Annotated in this window: 12 protein-coding genes; 8 read left to right on the top strand and 4 right to left on the bottom strand. The window is 67.9% G+C overall.

From position 1 onward, the window contains the following. Positions 1 to 47 precede the first annotated feature (47 nt). The 4 genes from AB0K21_RS35830 (at position 48) to AB0K21_RS35815 (ending at position 5,619) form a co-directional block, all read left to right on the top strand. The gene (locus AB0K21_RS35830) at positions 48 to 3,755 is read left to right on the top strand and encodes a multifunctional oxoglutarate decarboxylase/oxoglutarate dehydrogenase thiamine pyrophosphate-binding subunit/dihydrolipoyllysine-residue succinyltransferase subunit (RefSeq protein WP_343973260.1); all 3,708 of its coding nucleotides are present in this window, start codon (positions 48 to 50) and stop codon (positions 3,753 to 3,755) included. Positions 3,756 to 3,868: 113 nt separating this feature from the next. Then, the gene (locus AB0K21_RS35825) at positions 3,869 to 4,045 is read left to right on the top strand and encodes a DUF6104 family protein (protein WP_343973263.1); all 177 of its coding nucleotides are present in this window, start codon (positions 3,869 to 3,871) and stop codon (positions 4,043 to 4,045) included. A gap of 69 nt (positions 4,046 to 4,114) precedes the next feature. Further along, positions 4,115 to 4,912, top strand: a complete 798-nt coding sequence (locus AB0K21_RS35820) for a DUF4097 family beta strand repeat-containing protein (protein ID WP_343973266.1) — start codon at positions 4,115 to 4,117, stop codon at positions 4,910 to 4,912. Continuing rightward, the gene (locus AB0K21_RS35815) at positions 4,909 to 5,619 is read left to right on the top strand and encodes a helix-turn-helix transcriptional regulator (protein WP_343973269.1); all 711 of its coding nucleotides are present in this window, start codon (positions 4,909 to 4,911) and stop codon (positions 5,617 to 5,619) included. Before AB0K21_RS35820 ends, AB0K21_RS35815 begins: the two co-directional genes overlap by 4 nt. Before the next feature lie 84 nt (positions 5,620 to 5,703). On the opposite strand, the gene AB0K21_RS35810 is transcribed toward AB0K21_RS35815, so the two are convergent. The 4 genes from AB0K21_RS35810 to AB0K21_RS35795 form a co-directional block, all read right to left on the bottom strand. Beyond that, the gene (locus AB0K21_RS35810) at positions 5,704 to 6,693 is read right to left on the bottom strand and encodes an oxygenase MpaB family protein (protein ID WP_343973272.1); all 990 of its coding nucleotides are present in this window, start codon (positions 6,691 to 6,693) and stop codon (positions 5,704 to 5,706) included. A gap of 118 nt (positions 6,694 to 6,811) precedes the next feature. Then, positions 6,812 to 7,774 carry a zinc-binding dehydrogenase gene (locus tag AB0K21_RS35805; protein ID WP_364156225.1) on the bottom strand — a complete coding sequence of 321 codons (963 nt, stop codon included), beginning with the start codon at positions 7,772 to 7,774 and terminating at the stop codon, positions 6,812 to 6,814. A 9-nt stretch (positions 7,775 to 7,783) separates the two neighbouring features. Then, positions 7,784 to 8,671: a hypothetical protein gene (locus AB0K21_RS35800; RefSeq protein ID WP_343973276.1), complete on the bottom strand. Its 888-nt coding sequence runs from the start codon at positions 8,669 to 8,671 to the stop codon at positions 7,784 to 7,786. A gap of 104 nt (positions 8,672 to 8,775) precedes the next feature. Then, on the bottom strand, positions 8,776 to 10,236 hold the full coding sequence (locus tag AB0K21_RS35795) for an acetyl-CoA synthetase (RefSeq protein WP_343973278.1): 1,461 nt from the start codon (positions 10,234 to 10,236) through the stop codon (positions 8,776 to 8,778). Positions 10,237 to 10,554: 318 nt separating this feature from the next. Between AB0K21_RS35795 and AB0K21_RS35790 the strand changes: the two genes are divergently transcribed. The 4 genes from AB0K21_RS35790 (at position 10,555) to AB0K21_RS35775 (ending at position 16,364) form a co-directional block, all read left to right on the top strand. Next, positions 10,555 to 11,670, top strand: a complete 1,116-nt coding sequence (locus tag AB0K21_RS35790; RefSeq protein WP_364156221.1) for a serine protease — start codon at positions 10,555 to 10,557, stop codon at positions 11,668 to 11,670. A 380-nt stretch (positions 11,671 to 12,050) separates the two neighbouring features. After that, positions 12,051 to 13,610 (top strand): hypothetical protein, encoded by a 1,560-nt coding sequence (locus tag AB0K21_RS35785; protein ID WP_364156218.1) that lies wholly within the window; start codon positions 12,051 to 12,053, stop codon positions 13,608 to 13,610. A gap of 216 nt (positions 13,611 to 13,826) precedes the next feature. Further along, on the top strand, positions 13,827 to 15,062 hold the full coding sequence (locus AB0K21_RS35780) for a serine protease (protein ID WP_343973286.1): 1,236 nt from the start codon (positions 13,827 to 13,829) through the stop codon (positions 15,060 to 15,062). Between the two features lie 129 nt (positions 15,063 to 15,191). Then, positions 15,192 to 16,364, top strand: coding sequence for a hypothetical protein (locus AB0K21_RS35775; RefSeq protein WP_364156215.1), 1,173 nt, complete (start codon positions 15,192 to 15,194; stop codon positions 16,362 to 16,364). Positions 16,365 to 16,846: the final 482 nt, after the last annotated feature.

Genomic DNA, 16,846 nt, shown 5'->3' with positions numbered 1-16,846 from the left:
GGTTCTCTATCATCAACGCCGATCTGCGGAAGAGGGCGATTTCCGCCGTGTCGTCTGAGTCGTCGCGGACAAACCCGCTGGCAGCCTTTGGCCAGAACGAGTGGCTGGTCGACGAGCTGTACCAGAAATACCTCCAGGACCCCGAGTCGGTCGACCGGGCCTGGTGGAGCTTCTTTGCCGACTACAGCCCTGATGCAGGGGCCGGCAGAGTCGCTCCCCCGGGTGCGGCGACCGCCGCGTCCACTCCTCCGACACCCACCGCTTCCTCGACCCCGGCCACCCCAGCCCCGGCCAGCGCGGCTCCGGCCGCCGCGGCCCCCGTGACGACGACCCCAGCGCCGGCGGCGGCCAAGGCCGCCCCGGCGGACCGATCCAAGCAGGAGACGCAGTTGCCCGCCGGTGCCGAGGAAGTTCGACTACGCGGCGCGGCCGCGAGGACTGCCGCCAACATGGAGGCCAGCCTTGTGGTTCCGACGGCGACCAGCGTGCGCGCGGTCCCGGCGAAGCTGCTGATCGACAACCGGATCGTGATCAACAACCACCTGTCGCGCGGTCGCGGCGGCAAGGTGTCGTTCACCCATCTCATCGGCTACGCGGTGATCAAGGCCCTCAAGGTCCTGCCGGAGATGAACCACTCCTACGCCGAGGTCGACGGCAAGCCGGCGCTGGTCAAGCACGAGCACGTCAATCTGGGCCTGGCCATCGACGTCGCCAAGAGCGACGGCACCCGTCAGCTCCTGGTCCCGTCGATCAAGGCGACCGAGCAGATGGACTTCCGCCAGTTCTGGGTCGCCTATGAGGACGTGGTGCGCAAGGCCAGGGCGGGCAAGCTGGGGGTCGACGACTTCGCCGGCACCACGATCTCGCTGACCAACCCGGGCACCATCGGCACCGTGCACTCGGTGCCGCGCCTGATGCCGGGACAGGGCACGATCATCGGCGTCGGCGCGATGGAGTACCCCGCGGAGTACCAGGGCGCCTCCCCCGACACGCTCTCCCGCCTCGCGGTGAGCAAGGTCATGACGCTCACCAGCACCTACGACCACCGGATCATCCAGGGTGCCCAGTCCGGCGACTTCCTGCGGCAGGTCCACCGGCTGCTGCTGGGCGAGGACGGCTTCTACGACGAGATCTTCGAGGCCCTCCGGATCCCGTACGAGCCGATCCGCTGGGTCCAGGACATCTCCACCACGCACGACGACGACGTGGCGAAGTCCGCGCGGGTCATAGAGCTGATCCACGCCTTCCGGGTCCGCGGCCACCTGATGGCGGACACCGACCCGCTGGAGTACAAGCAGCGCAAGCACCCCGACCTGGACATCAAGTCGCACGGTCTGACCCTCTGGGACCTGGAGCGCGAGTTCGCCACCGGCGGTTTCGGCGGCCGGCCCCTGATGAAGCTGCGCGACATTCTCGGCGTGCTGCGCGACTCCTACTGCCGGACCATCGGCGTGGAGTACATGCACATGCAGAACCCCGAGGAGCGGGCCTGGATCCAGGCGCGCGTCGAGCGGCCGCACGCCAAGCCCGACCGCACCGAGCAGCTGCGTGTCCTGGAGCGGCTGAACACCGCCGAGGCGTTCGAGACGTTCCTGCAGACGAAGTTCGTGGGGCAGAAGCGCTTCTCGCTGGAGGGCGGCGAGTCGCTGATCCCGCTGCTCGACTCGGTGCTGAGCGCCGCGGCCGAGGAGCGGCTCGACGAGGCCGTGGTCGGCATGGCCCACCGAGGTCGACTCAACGTGCTGGCCAACATCGTCGGCAAGTCGTACGGGCAGATCTTCGGCGAGTTCGAGGGCAACATCGACCCGCGCAGCGCCCACGGCTCCGGTGACGTCAAGTACCACCTGGGTGCCAGCGGCGACTTCGTCTCGCCCGACGGTTCCAAGCTCAGGACCTCGGTCGTGGCCAACCCCTCCCACCTGGAGACGGTCGACCCGGTTCTGGAGGGCGTGGTCCGCGCCAAGCAGGACCTCCTGGAGCGCGGCGAGGAGGGCTTCACGGTCCTGCCCGTGCTCGTCCACGGCGACGCGGCCTTCGCGGGCCAGGGCGTGGTGGCCGAGACCCTCAACCTGTCGCAGCTGCGCGGCTACCGCACCGGCGGCACCGTGCACATCGTGGTCAACAACCAGGTCGGCTTCACCACCAGCCCGGCCAGCTCGCGTTCCAGCGTGTACGCCACCGACGTGGCCCGGATGATCCAGGCCCCGATCTTCCATGTCAACGGCGACGACCCCGAGGCCGTGGTCCGGGTCGGCCGCCTGGCCTTCGAGTACCGCCAGGCGTTCCGCAAGGACGTCGTGATCGACCTGATCTGCTACCGGCGTCGCGGCCACAACGAGATGGACAACCCGGGCTTCACCCAGCCGCTGATGTACGACCTGATCGACGCCAAGCGCTCCACCCGCAAGCTCTACACCGAGGCGCTGATCGGCCGGGGCGACATCACGGTCGAGGAGGCCGAGGGCGCGCTCCGCGACTACCAGGCCAAGCTGGAGAACGCCTTCGCCGAGACCCGGGCGGCGGCCAACGAGCCGACGGACGAGTTCTCCCGCCCGATCGACATGGAGACCATCCCCTGGTCCCACGAGGACGTCAAGACGGCCATCTCCGAGGAGACCGTCAAGCGGATCGTGGAGACCCAGCTCAACATGCCCGAGGGCTTCACCGTCCACCCGCGCCTGCTGCCGGTGCTGCAGCGTCGCGGGCAGATGGTCACCGAGGAGCGTATCGACTGGGGCATGGGCGAGACCCTGGCGTTCGGATCGCTGCTGATCGACGGCCACCCGGTCCGCCTCGTCGGCCAGGACTCCCGGCGCGGCACGTTCACCCAGCGGCACGCCGTGCTGGTCGACCGGGTCACCGGTGAGGAGCACACCCCGCTCAAGGCGTTCAACCAGGGCACCACGAAGTTCTACGTCTACGACTCCCTGCTGAGCGAGTACGCCGCGCTCGGCTTCGAGTACGGCTACAGCGTGGAACGGCCCGAGGCGCTGGTCGCCTGGGAGGCGCAGTTCGGCGACTTCGTGAACGGCGCTCAGTCGATCATCGACGAGTACCTCACCTCGGGCGAGCAGAAGTGGGGCCAGCGTTCCGGCGTCACCCTGCTGCTGCCGCACGGCTACGAGGGACAGGGCCCCGACCACTCCTCGGCTCGCATCGAGCGCTTCCTGCAGATGTGCGCCCAGGACAACATGACCGTCGCGCAGCCCACGGTGCCGGCCAACTACTTCCACCTGTTGCGCTGGCAGACGCTGTCGAACCGGCACCGCCCGCTGGTGGTGTTCACGCCCAAGTCGCTGCTGCGGCACAAGGCGGCGATCTCGTCGGTCAGCGAATTCACCTCGGGGTCGTTCCAGCCGGTGCTCGGCGACACCACCGTCGCCCCGGCCGGCGTCCGCAAGGTCGTGCTGGTCTCCGGCAAGCTCTACTACGACCTGGCGGCGGCTCGCGACAAGCAGGGCCGCAACGACGTGGCGATCGTCCGTCTCGAGCGGCTCTACCCGTTCCCCGGCAACCCGCTGGAGGTCGAGCTGAGCCGTTACTCCGCCGACGTCGAGCTGGTGTGGGCGCAGGACGAGCCGCTCAACATGGGTCCGTGGCCGTTCCTCGCGCTCAAGATGGCCGAGAATCCGGGTGTCTTCGGCGGCCGTACGATCAAGCGGGTCTCCCGCAAGGCCAACTCCTCCCCGGCGACCGGCTCGCACTCGGCCCACGAGGCCGAGCTGCAGCAGATGCTGGGCGAGGTCTTCGTCTAGCAGGAAGGACCGCCGACCGGCGGTCCGCAGTGCAGGCGTCACCACGGAAGTCCCCCGCAGGAACCTCTGCGGGGGACTTCCCCGTTATGGCAAGTGTCACCACGAGGAGAACGATGTACTTCACCGATCGGGGCATCGAGGAGCTCGTCGAGCGTCGTGGCCAGGAGGAGGTCACCATCGGGTGGCTGGCGGAGCGGCTGCGCGAGTTCGTCGACCTGAACCCCGACTTCGAGACTCCGGTGGAACGGCTGGCCACCTGGCTGGCCCGGCTGGAAGACGAGGACGACTGAAATAACACGATATATCTTGACCTCCCGACTGACGCGACATATCGTGTCATGCACAAGGAGGTCACGAACATGCGGCAGTGGACGATCGAGAAACCAGAGCAGCTCACCTTCGACTCCGTGAAAAAGCTGAACGTACGCATCGTGGCGGGCAGGCTGGCGGTGCTGGCCGGCGACGGCCCCGCCATGCTCGAGGTCACCGAGGTGGACACCACACCGCTGCTCGTCACCCACGACGACGACGGCACGCTCACCGTCACCTACAAGGACCTGACCTGGGACGGCCTGCTGGGCTGGCTGCGCCCGGGGCGACGCCGGGCGACGCTGACGCTGACCGCGCCCAAGGACTGCCCGATCAACGTGGGGGTGGTCTCCGCCTCCGCGGTCGTCTCCGGATTCGAGGACCGCACCTCGGTCAGGGGCGTCTCGGGTGACATCGTGCTCGACGGAGTGAGCGGGGAGATCAACGCCGACACCGTCTCCGGTGACGTGGAGAGCCGCGACCTGGTCGGGGACCTGTCGTTCAAGAGCGTCTCCGGCGAGCTGACCGTGGCGCAGGGCACCCCCCGGCGTCTCAGCGTCACCACCGTCTCCGGCCGGATCACCGCCGACCTGGAGCTCCCGCCGACCGGTCACGTGACGCTGAACAGCGTCACCGGCGACATCGTGCTCAGGCTCCCGCACGCCGTGGACGCCGATGTCAAGATCCGCTCCACCTCGGGCAGGCTCGACACCGCCTTCTCCGAACTCCACCACTCCATCCAGACCGGCACGAGGTCGCTGACCGGCCGGATCGGCGGCGGCATGGCCTCCCTGACGGCGCACACCGTCTCCGCCGATGTCACCCTGCTGAAGGGAGCCCAAGCATGAGCCCGGTTTTCGGTCATGGAAGGCTCCGGCTCTATCTCCTGAAGCTGCTCCAGGAGAGCCCCCGCCACGGTTACGAGGTGATCCGGCTGCTCCAGGATCGCTTTCTCGGTGTCTACTCCCCCTCGCCCGGCACGATCTACCCGCGCCTGGCCCGCCTGGAGGAGGAGGGGCTGGTCACCCACGAGGTCGTGAACGGCAAGAAGGTCTTCACGATCAGCGACCGGGGCCGCGCCGAGCTCAACGACCGCCTCGACGAGCTCGCCGATCTGGAGCAGGAGATCTCCGACTCGGTCCGCGACATCGCCCGCGAGGTCAAGGAGGACGTGCGCGACACCGTGAAGTCGCTGCGCGAGGAGCTCACCCAGATGGCGCGTGACGTGCGCCAGGGCGCCAGGCACGAGGAGAAGCAGGCCAGGCAGGACCAGCGCAGGGCCTGGCACGAGCAGAAGACGGAGTGGCAGCGCCAGAAGCACGAGTGGCAACGCCAGACCGGCGAGTGGAAGGACGACTGGAAGCGGATCTGGGCCGTCGGCTTCGCCGGCGAGGGGTCACACGCCGTCGACGCCCGGCTCGGGCAGATGCTGGCCGAGTTCGCCGAGGAGGTCCACCGGGACGCGTCGAACGCGCAGGTCACCGAGGAGACCCTGGCCACCGCGCAGGACGCCCTGTACGACGCGGCCCGCCGCATCCGCGAAGCGCTCCGGTGACCATCCGCCTTCCCGCCGACGGCCGGTCCGCGCCCCCGCCACGCGACGCGCACGGACCGGCGGCACGGGACAGGCGGCCTTTCCTCAGGCGACGCGCATGGCGCGGGCGAGCCGCTCCTGTGCGCGTGCCGCCCGCCTGGCGTGATAGGCGATCGGCAGGTATCTGGCCCGCTCGGGCAGGCGTGGCATCGTCGCGGCGACCGCCCTGCCGAGACGGCGCAGCCGCACCTCGTCCCTGGCGGTCCACGGCAGTTCCAGCTTCCGGCGAACCGCGTCCGGCAGCGTGCCGACCGTGACGAAGTGGTTGAGCCGGCCCGAGGTCAGACCGAGCGGACGCCACAGTGCCCGCAGCGGCCCCCGGAGCGGCGGCGGTGCCCCCACCGTGAGCGTGGTCTCCAGCACGTCGTGCGCCGTCGGATGGTTCTCCAGCGTGTTGTCGACCATGTCGTGGAAGTAGGTCCAGTAGTCGCCGACCGTGGCGGGGAACATCCGCTCGGGGACCCGCAGGATCCGGCCCAGGCGGATGACCTCCTTGTACAGGCGCTGCTCCTCCTGCGGGGTGTACGGCCGCTCGCCGAAGTACTTCGCCATGGTGACGGCGCGCTCGAAGGCGGTCAGGTGCACCCAGGCGTACGGTCCCGCGCTCAGCGCGTGGTAGCTCCTGCCCTGTGCGTCGACACCGCTGATGTCCTTGTGCATCTCACGCAGGCGCTTACCTTCCTCGATGGCCTGCGGTCCTCCGTACACCCAGGTCTGCAGCGAGTTGAGCGAGCGGGTGAGCCGTCCCCACGGGTCGGACCGGTAGACCGACTGCTGGCCGACCGCGGCACCGATCGCCGGGTGCATGACCTGCATGATGAGACCGCCGCCGAGCAGGAACATCAGCCGCTGGTCGCCCATCCCGTCCCAGAGCAGGTCGCCGGGGCCGAACGGTTCGGGTTCGCCGCGCGCGGGCCCGTCGTCCCCCGCCTCGGGGAGAGTCGGGACGGGACCACCGGGTGCGGAGGAGCCGGCGGGCGCGGCGAGGGGGGCGCGCGGTGCGTCGGGGTCGCGGCGCGCGATTGAGTCGGTCATTCCGGGCCTCCCGGGTGATACATCGCTCATCCGTGTTCTATCACCCGAGAGGCCAAGAAGTAACCCATTACTTACGTGCGTGACCGGGAACACATCGGTGCCCGGCTGCGGACCGCGTTCACCCCGGCAGCGTGAAGACGACCTTCCCGAAGAGCTCACCCTCGTGCATGGCAGCGATGCCCTCGCGGGCCTCGGTCAACGGGAGGACCCGGTCGATCAGCGGGCGGGTGCCCGTCTGCTCCATGAAGCGGGCGAGCCTGCCCAGTTGGTCGCGGCTGCCCATGGTGGAGCCGATCACCGAGAGCTGGAGGAAGAAGATGCGGTTCAGCTCGGCCGGCGGGACCACCCCGCTGGTCGCGCCTGAGATCACGATCCGCCCGCCGGGGCGCAGCGCCTTCAGCGAGTGCGCCCAGGTCGCCTGGCCGACGGTCTCCATCACCGCGTCGACCCGCTCGGGCAGCCGGGCACCGTCCTCGAACACCTGGTCGGCGCCCAGCTCCAGGGCCCGCGCCCGCTTCTTCTCAGAGCGGCTGGTCGCCCAGATCCGGTATCCCCCGGCCCGGCCCAGCAGGATCAGCGCGGTGGCCACGCCACCGCCCGCGCCCTGGACCAGCACCGTCGAGCCCGGCTCCAGCCCGGCCTTGTCGAACAGCATGCGGTAGGCGGTCAACCAGGCCGTCGGCAGGCAGGCGGCCTCCTCGAAGCTGAGCGCGGCGGGCTTGGGCACGAGGTTGCGCCTGGGCACGACGACCCGCTCGGCGAAGGTGCCGTCGTACTTCTCCGACAGCAGGGAACGCTTCGGGTCGAGCGTCTCGTCGGCACCGCTGCCGATCACCGAGTGCACGATGACCTCGTTGCCGTCCTCGTCGTACCCCGCCGCGTCGGTGCCGAGCACCATCGGGAGCTGCTCCGCGCGGATGCCCACGCCCTTCAGGGTGAAAAGGTCATGGTGGTTGAGCGAGACCGCTCTCACCGTGACGGTGGTCCACCCCTCGGGGACCTGGGGTTCCGGGCGCTCACCAAGGGTGAGACCGGCGAGCGGATTGTCGGGATCGATCTGCGTGGCGGTTACAGCGAACATGGCCGCACCCTACGCTGTCCGCCTGACGACTATTTCAGCGACCGCCCTCTCTACGTGCCCTCGCTCTCCCGAGGCCGCCACGTACACCCCGTCCTGGCAGGTCTCGGCGGAGAAGCGACGCCGCTGCTCGATCACGGAGAGTTCGATCGCCGCGACGTCACAGCCGGGCACCGGCGCCAGCACGAGCAGCGTCTCCCTGGCCCCGCCGAACCACAGCTGCGGCCCTACCTGCTCGCCGCGGAAGGTCTCCCCCGGCCGGGCCAGCCGCACCGGAGCCTGGGCGTCGAGCACCAGGTAGCCGTCCCTGGTCACCCTGCCGCGCAGGTTGCGCGCCCAGAGCATGCGCTGCTCGAAGGGCATGCCGTCCTTGAGATCGCGCAGCGCCACGAACCAGGGGTCGAACGCGAACAGCAGCACCTCCCCCTCGACGGGACTCATCGGGTGCCAGAGTGTGACCTGCCCGGCCAGCTTCCGGATCATCGGCCTGCCCATCGCCACTCCGGCCGGCCCTCCCTGCGGCACGGTCAGCTGCCGGTACGTGCCGGCCTCCCCGTCGAGCCTGCCCGTCATCGCGGGCCGGACCCCCAGCCCGGCCAGGCCCAGTTCCGCCGGGTAGCCGACCTCCGCCGCCGAGCCGTCGGGGAAGACCACGTTGAGGATCTCCCTGCCGCCTCTGTGCCGGGGCCGGGGGTAGAGCACGTTGGGTGCGTCCTCCGCGACGGCCTCCGCCCTGGCGGGCACCGACGGCGGAGGTCGCGGAACGGAGTCCGGCTCCCGGCCTGCCAGCAGGCTCACCACCGGCACCAGCACGAGGGCGGCCAGCACCGCCACGCCGATCCAGCGCCGTGGTCCTCTCGGGGACCTGGCCTCGATGATGTCGTGCGGTTCACCGGCCACGTCCTGGGCCGCCTCTTACGAGAAGGTACGGTTCTCGCTCCATCTTCGGGTTTCGACGGTCTTGATGCCATCACGAATCGGAGTCGATGCCCGTCGGGAGAGGATCACCAGGTCGCGACGTTCACCGGCCCTTCGGGGACCAGGCGCACCTCGGTGCCGACCAGTTCCCGCGACTCGGCCTCGGCGATCAGGTCGGGGTGGCGGACGTGGGCGTGTGCCCGGCCGCCGCCGGGAAGGTCGGCGATCAGGACGCCGCGTTCGGCCGCTCCGTCCCTGCCGTGTGCGACCGTGTATCCGGCGACGGTCGCGGAACCCTCGTAGGAGTCCGCGATCGGCACCGGTTCCGCGACGTACACCGGTGCGGCGTCACCCGGGACGCCTCCGGGCTCGGTGGACCAGACCGCGTAGGTGTGCTTGGTCAGGTGCATGCCGACCCCGGTGACCAGCCCGTGGCCCGGCGCGGCCCGCAGGCGCTCGGCCATCGCCGCCGTGGAGTGCAGGACGTAGTCACTGGCCGGACCTCCCGCGTACGGCAGGCCACCGGTGACGGTCAGCCCTCGCGGGTCGAGCGGGTCGAGTTCCACGGCGGCGCAGGCGGCGCGGAGCGCGATCGCGAAACAGCTGTAGAGGTCCAACGCGGACATCTCGTCGAGGCCGGTCCCCGCCCGCTCGAAGGCCGCCCGCGCCGCGGCGGCCATGGCCGGCGAGGAGCCGAGCGCGGGACGGGCCGCCACCTCCCAGGTGTCCTCGGCGTAGGACCATCCCCGCAGGTAGACGCGTTTGTCTCGGGGGATGCCGAGCCGGTCGGCGAGCCCGTCGCTGACCAGGATCGCGGCGGCGGCCTGGTCCACCTCCATGACCGCGACGGTGCGCCTGGTGTAGGGCCAGCCGACGAACCGGTTGTCCGCGGCCGGGGTGACCAGTTCCGAGGGCTTCGCGACCTCCCGGTACCAGGCGTGCGGGTTGGCCGCGGCGATCTCGGTCATCGGGGCCATCATCAGCCCTCGCGCCGCCCGCTCCTCCTCGATGGACTCGCCCGCCGCCGCCCGCCGGGCCGTTTCCATGATCGCGTAGGTGTGTACGGGCAGGAACAGCTCGTGGGCCAGCTCGGCCGGGTGCGGGGGCCGCTCCCAGCCGTAGGGCGGCTTGGGATTCGCCGGATGGCTCCACGCCACGCGCTCCCCCGCCCTGCGCAGGGCCCTGCGCGTGGCCAGCGCCTCGGCCCCGGCGACCAGGGCGGCGTCCATCTCGCCTCTGGCGATCATCGAGGCCGCCTCTCCGAGGAGCAGTTGCGGTGCCGTGCCGCTCACCTTGGAGTAGGCCCGGTGGCGGGGAGCGGCGCCGAGCCGTTCGGCGAGCCTGGCCGTCGGGTCGTCGTACTGCCAGGACTCGGTGTAGACGACCTGGATCGAGTCGAGGGCGTTCAGCAGACCTGGGGCTCCGGCGTCGGCGGCGGCCTCGCGGGCGACGAGTTCCCACAGATCCAACGGCTCGGGCCCCGGCTGGACGCGGACCGTGTGCTGGGCGACGCCGACGAGGCATGGGGTACGGGGATCTCCACTCATGCCGACATCCAACCAGAACATAATTCGGTTTAATAGGCCGGGGGTGCCGGAGTTACTTGAGAAACCTTCGGTAATCGCTGTTACCGATGGTGCCACAGATGTCCACAGAGGCCCACAGAACCCGCTATGACCTGCAAAGATGCCTATTCGTTAAACCATAACAAATCGCTATTTAAATAACGGGATTGCATCGCCTGGAACCATTCGATGCTTTTTCCCGTCAATTCCTCGCCGACCGCTCGATTCAGTCAGTAACGTTCCGATCGTTTTCCCGGCGAGGAGAGGTCCCGTCTCCACGCCGAGCGTGAAAGGAGCTCCATGAATTCCCGAGCACGGCGCCTCACGATCCCCCTCACCGGCGTTCTCATGATCGCCGGAGTGATCGGCGCCACCACAGGCGCCAACGCCGCTCAAGCCCCCAGCGACGTGGTCAGTTCCCCGGCCTCGGAGACGGCCACGGAGGCCACCTCCTTCTGGTCGCCCGAGCGCATGCGCAAGGCCACGGACGCCACCGGCGACCTCGACCTGAGCATCAAGGGCGGCAAGGCCTCCGGCGCCGCGGGCCCCGACGGCCCCGGCGGAGCGGTCCCGCCGATCGGCGAGGAGGGCGCCAAGTCCGCCAAGAGCAAGCACGTCAACCTGCCCAACACCGTCGGCCGCGTCTTCTTCACCCTGCCCGGCGCCAACCCGGCGGACCCGAAGAGCTGGAAGTACTGCTCCGGCAGCTCCGTCCAGGGCAAGTACCGCAACGTGGTCGCCACCTCCGCGCACTGCGTCTACGACGTGAAGACCAACCAGTTCTACGACAACTGGATCTTCATTCCGTCCTACTGGGACGGCGACCAGGCGTGGGACGGCAAGAACCCCTACGGCATCTACGCGGCCAAGTGGTTCAACGCGCACGACGACTTCGTGGTGAAGGAGGACTACGACTACGACTACGCCTTCGTCAACGTCCACTCCGGGTTCAAGGTGAACTGGGAGAAGGACAAGGAGGGCAAGTGGCAGCCGATCATCAAGAAGGTCGGACGGCTCGGCGACAACGTCGGCGGCCAGGGCTTCGCCTGGAACCAGAAGATCAAGAACACGGTCTTCGCCTTCGGCTACCCGGCCGGACTGCACCCCGACGGCGACAAGCCCTTCTCCGGCCGCACGATGAAGTGGTGCTACGGCAAGACCGGCGCCATGCCGGCCGCGCCGAAGTACAACGTCCAGGAGCACATCGGCTTCAAGTGCGCCTTCACCGCGGGCGCGAGCGGCGGCCCGTGGCTCTACAAGTACAAGAGCTCCAGCCGGACCGGCTACCTGATCGGCGTCAACAGCGTCGCCTGGGACACCGACAAGAACGACCGGTACGACAAGATCTCCTCGCCGTACTTCAACAGCGACACCTACAAGGTCTACAAGGCCGCGGCCAACCGCTGGACCGACTGACCCGCGCGACCGTCCCGTGAGGGTTCGACCTGCCGGATGAGGAGGGGCCCGGTCTCAGGACCGGGTCCCTGCTCGCGTCGACGGTCATCGCCCTGTCCCGGAGCGTTCCAAGGACAAGCGGACGCCCGCCGCCGAGGCAACGGGTTTCCGCAGTTCACACGCCAAAAAAGGCCGTACGAGGCTCCTCGGCCCAACAAGGCAAGATCAGACGGGCAGGACCGATTTCCGGTTCCATGGATTTGGTAACGAAATCATATCGGTCCAAGCCTCTGCCCGTTTTGTAGCTCTTTAACCCATCTTTGCCGAGTACGGTCACCTCTTGTCTCTTTACGCATGCGTGGATCGCGTCCCGAGTGGTCCATGACAAAGAAGGAGCTTCATTGAACCCCCGAGCCAAGCGTCTGATCCTTCCCCTCGGCGGTGCCCTCGCGGCGGCCGCGATGATCGGCGCCTCCCTCCCCGCCACCGCACAGGCGAGCACCGCCGACCCCGACATCAAGTCGGCGGCGCTCACCCCCTCCGGTAACGCGAAGGCCATCGCGGGCTACTGGACCGCCTCGAAGCTGAAGTCGGCGAAGACCTACCTCTCCGACTCCACCGTCTCGGCGAAGCTGAAGAAGACCGGCGCCGCCAGGGCGGCCGCCGACGGCAAGCCCGGCGTTGTCGCCCCCACCGGTGAGGGCGGCAAGTCCGCCGGCAAGTCGCGGAACGTGAACCTCCCGATCACCGTCGGCAAGGTCTTCTTCGTCGACAACAAGGGGCAGGAGCGCTGGTGCTCCGGCAGCTCCGTGCAGTCGAAGTACCGCAACCTGGTCGCCACCGCCGGCCACTGCGTCTACGACACCGACACGAACAAGCCGTTCGACAACTTCGTGTTCATCCCCGGCTACTACCAGGGCAAGGCGCCCTGGGGCATCTACGTCGGCGCCAAGGTCAACACCCACGACGACTTCACGGTCTACGAGGACTACGACTACGACTACGCCTTCGTCAACGTCTACAACGGCGTCAAGCAGCAGCCGGAGAAGGAGGTCGACTACAAGACCTTCAAGGCGCACGTCGACAAGGGCGGGGTTGGCCGCGAGGACGCCAAGACCGTCGACTTCGAGACCTACGACAGGTGGACCCAGAAGGGTGGCATCGGCAAGGTCGAGAACATCTCCTCCGAGGACGAGGTCGGCCCCCAGTACAAGGGCGCCCTCGCCGTCGCGTCGGAGACGGACAAGTGGGCCTGGGAGAAGGTCACCGGTGAGGTCTACGGCCTGAAGAACGACAAGGTCACGCTCAAGGGCAAGGATCTGCCGCAGGGCGACTGGCCCAAGGCCGGCTCCAAGCTCGAGAGCCGTGTCGAGAACGTCACCAAGGCCGACTACGACGCATACAAGGGTCCGGGCTATAAGAAGGTCGACGACAAGGGCAACTACACCATCACCCACTACTACGTGGTGAAGTACATCAAGAAGACCGCGTCGGTGAAGTATGTGATCTTCCGCCACTACATCTCGACGGTGGCCGACGCCGGCCGCCTCGGCGACAATGTCGGTGGCCAGGGCTTCAGCTGGAACCAGAAGCTGGGCAAGAAGGTCTTCACGTTCGGCTACCCGACCTCGGCCCACCTGGACGGCGACAAGCCGTACTCCGGTCACACCCAGAAGTGGTGCTACGGCACGACCGTCGCCGCGCCCGTCGTCGCGGCCTACAAGGCCGAGGAGCACCAGGCGATCAAGTGCGCCTTCACCCCCGGCGCCAGCGGTGGCCCCTTCCTGCTGCAGTACAAGAACAGCAAGCGGACCGGCTACCTCAACGGCGTGGTGAGCCTGACCGTCGACAGCGACAAGAACGGCCGCTACGACCGCGTCACCACCCCGTACTTCAACGGTGAGACGTACGGCATCTACAAGCACGCGGCCAACCTCTGGACCGGGAAGCTCCCGGCCTAGGACGCAGTTCGCGTGAACCAGGAAGGGCCCGGTACGCACCGGGCCCTTTCCGTACCTTCACGGGGTGCTTATACACCCTCGGGCACACTGGCCAGATAACGGAGTATGAGCGGATCGGTCCAGCGAACTGCCCAAAACCAAGTTGATCTGGAAAAATCACCCCTTGCATCCCTGGTAGTCCCCTGAAACTCCGGCCTCCCGAAAGGAATCTTCCTCATGTCCTCCCGCGTACGGCGGCTCACGGCCACACTCGGGACGCTGGTCGCCGCCTGTGTGACCGTGACGTCGGCATTCGCCGGGAGCGCCGCGGCGGGTCCGCTGAACACGGTGCCCAGCGGTATCACCTCGATCCCGCTGACCAAGAGCGCCGCCGACATGAGACGGATCGCGGAGTACTGGAGCCCGGCCAGGCTCAAGCAGGCCATGGACAATGTGCCCGCGACACCCGGGGTACCGGCGGCACCCAGTGGGAAATCCGGCACCACCACCTCGCCGTCCCCCAGTGCCGGAAGCGCCACGGCCGGAAGCACCACCACCGGAAACGCCACGGCCGCCGCCGCCGGGGAGACAGGCGACGCGACAGCCAGGACCGAGGAGACCACCGCCACGACCAGCGGCGGGAAGAACTCCGCCAAGCCCAAGGGGACCGCCCCCCTGGTCAGGCCCACCCTCCCGAAGAAGCGGGCTCCTGGCTCCGGCGGCTCCCCGCTGACCGTCGGCAAGGTGTTCTTCCGGATCGGCAACAAGGACTACTGGTGCTCCGCCTCCTCGGTGGCGGCGGCCAACCGCAACCTGGTCGCGACGGCCGGACACTGCGCCTACGACGCCAAGACGGGCAGCCAGGCCGAGTACTGGATCTTCATCCCCGGCTACAACAAGGGCGACACCCCGTACGGGATCTATGTCGGTCACTCGCTCAACCTGCATGAGGACTTCGTCGGCAGGGGTGACTACGACTACGACTACGCGTTCGTCACCGTGCACGACGGCTTCAGGTGGAAGGCGGGCAAGACCGCCGGCAGCTACGAGATGGAAAGTGTCGGAAGCCTGGAGGACAACGTCGGCGGACAGGGCCTGGCGACCAACCGGGGCACCGGCCTGTTCACCCTCGCCTTCGGCTACCCCGCCGCCCCGCATCCCGACGGCAGCAGGCCCTACGACGGCCAGCGGCTGAAGTCGTGCGACGGGCGCACAGAAAAGGTGAAGGCCCCCGCTCGTCTGGTCGAGCAGGGTATCGCCCTGACCTGCGGGTTCACCACCGGCGCGAGCGGCGGCCCCTGGCTGATCTCCTACGACAACAGGACCGCGCTCGGCTACCTCAACGGCGTCAACAGCTTCGCCTGGGACACCGACACCGACCGCAGATACGACCGGATCTCCTCCCCGTACTTCATCGCGTCGACCTACGTCGCCTATCACTGGGCGGCCACCCAGCAGGCGCCCCGAACATAACGACACCTTAAGAGAGCCTTAAGAGAGCCTTAGTCGACGTTTGGCCCGGCGATCCCTGCATAGGTTCGTAGCTTGTCGTCCCGCAGTTCCCGGATGTCCGGGAACGTTGCAGCGCAAGGAGCTCGTCTTTTGAAGCACTCTCGTCTTTCCCTCGGTGGCTCCGCAGCCGCCACCGCCCTGCTGGCCACCACCCTGGTCGGCCCCCTGGCGGGCACCGCCCAGGCCGCCCCCGACTGGGCGACCGACCCGATGGCCAGGAACAACTCCTCGGCGGTCTCGGTCATCAACTTCTGGGCAGCCTCGAACTTCGCCGCCCTCAAGAAGGCGACCGTCTACAACGTGGACCCCGGCGCCCCGAAGATGAAGGTCGGTGGCGGTTTCTCCCCCGACGGCAGGCCCGGTACCGTCGGCCCGACCGGCTCGCAGAAGCCCACCCCCTCACTCGCCAAGAACGTCAACCTGCCCAAGACCATCGGCAAGGTGTTCTTCGTCGTCAACGGGCAGTACCGGTGGTGCTCGGCCACCTCGATCCAGGGCAAGTACCGCAACCTGGTCGCCACGGCCGGCCACTGCGTCTACGACCCCGACAGCAACAGCGACACCCTCGACAAGTGGGTCTTCGTCCCCGGCTACTACCAGGGCAAGACCCCGTGGGGCATCTACGTCGGCAAGTCGGCGTGGACGCACTACGACTTCGCCAACTACGAGGACTACGACAAGGACTACGCCTTCGTCACCGTCTACAACGGAGTCGCCTTCAACGGCGTCAAGCAGGTCACCAAGGCCGAGTACGCGGGGTTCAGCGGCCCCAAGTGGTCGCGTGGCTCGCACTACTACATCCTGCTCTCCAAGGATGTCGGCCGCCTGGGTGACAACGTCGGCGGCCAGGGCTTCACCTGGAACCAGAGGACCGGCAAGCCCGTCTATGTCTTCGGTTACCCCGCCGCCCCGCACCCCGACGGCGACCGGCCCTACAGCGGCGTGACCCCCAAGTACCTGTACGGCAAGCCGTCAGGCAAGGAGTACGTCTCCGCGGCGCACAAGGTCGAGGAGCACGTCGGCCTCAAGGGCGCCTTCACCCCCGGCTCCGACGGTGGCCCGTGGTTGACGCAGTACAGCAGTGCCCAGCGTCTGGGCTACGTCAACGGCGTCACCAGCCTCCTCGGCGACCAGGACCAGAACGACCGCTACGACCTGATCACCTCGCCGTACTTCGACGGTGAGACGGCCGACATCTACCGCAAGGCCGCCAACGTGTGGTCCGGCAGGATCGTCGGCCCGAACGGGGAGCTCTACAAGTAGTTCGCACACCTTCGAACAGCGGGACCCGGCGCCACGCGCCGGGTCCCGCACCCGTTTCCGGGGCGGGAAGAGCTCGGCTCGGAGGGGCCGGAAGCCGGGTTGCGAGTTGACGCGAAAGCCGGATCGGCCCCTGAAGGAGACGTTAGACGTGCCCACGGCGGAATCGGTGCCATCAAATTGATGTGATCTATGTCACAGGGGGATGGTGGCTCACAGTAAGTGGGCACTCACGTCACATTCGCCACCTTCATCCCAACATCATGTCTAGCTGCGTAAACACCTTGAGCAAGTTTTGGTTACAGCATCGGCATCAGGACCACTTAAACATCACGAAACGATCTCGGCACTCCAGATCCGCCTCTTCCCCCTCAAAGCGGCTTCCGGTCTTCAAGATCGACGCTGTATGTTTCTGGCATTCCCTTTACTGACGCATGGGACGCAAGAAGCGTTCCACATCAGACCAAGGAGTTCCCCTTGAAGCG

Origin of the sequence: Streptosporangium sp. NPDC049248 (genome assembly GCF_040678965.1) — a bacterium.
Taxonomy (GTDB): domain Bacteria; phylum Actinomycetota; class Actinomycetes; order Streptosporangiales; family Streptosporangiaceae; genus Streptosporangium; species Streptosporangium fukuiense.
This window is presented reverse-complemented; position numbering and strand designations above follow the sequence as displayed.

Coding starts and splice junctions, on each gene's coding strand:
- AB0K21_RS35825 (WP_343973263.1), top strand. CDS start 3,869: ATGTACTTCACCGATCGGGGCATCGAGGAGCTCGTCGAGCGTCGTGGC.
- AB0K21_RS35820 (WP_343973266.1), top strand. CDS start 4,115: ATGCGGCAGTGGACGATCGAGAAACCAGAGCAGCTCACCTTCGACTCC.
- AB0K21_RS35815 (WP_343973269.1), top strand. CDS start 4,909: ATGAGCCCGGTTTTCGGTCATGGAAGGCTCCGGCTCTATCTCCTGAAG.
- AB0K21_RS35810 (WP_343973272.1), bottom strand. CDS start 6,693: ATGACCGACTCAATCGCGCGCCGCGACCCCGACGCACCGCGCGCCCCC.
- AB0K21_RS35805 (WP_364156225.1), bottom strand. CDS start 7,774: ATGTTCGCTGTAACCGCCACGCAGATCGATCCCGACAATCCGCTCGCC.
- AB0K21_RS35795 (WP_343973278.1), bottom strand. CDS start 10,236: ATGAGTGGAGATCCCCGTACCCCATGCCTCGTCGGCGTCGCCCAGCAC.
- AB0K21_RS35790 (WP_364156221.1), top strand. CDS start 10,555: ATGAATTCCCGAGCACGGCGCCTCACGATCCCCCTCACCGGCGTTCTC.
- AB0K21_RS35780 (WP_343973286.1), top strand. CDS start 13,827: ATGTCCTCCCGCGTACGGCGGCTCACGGCCACACTCGGGACGCTGGTC.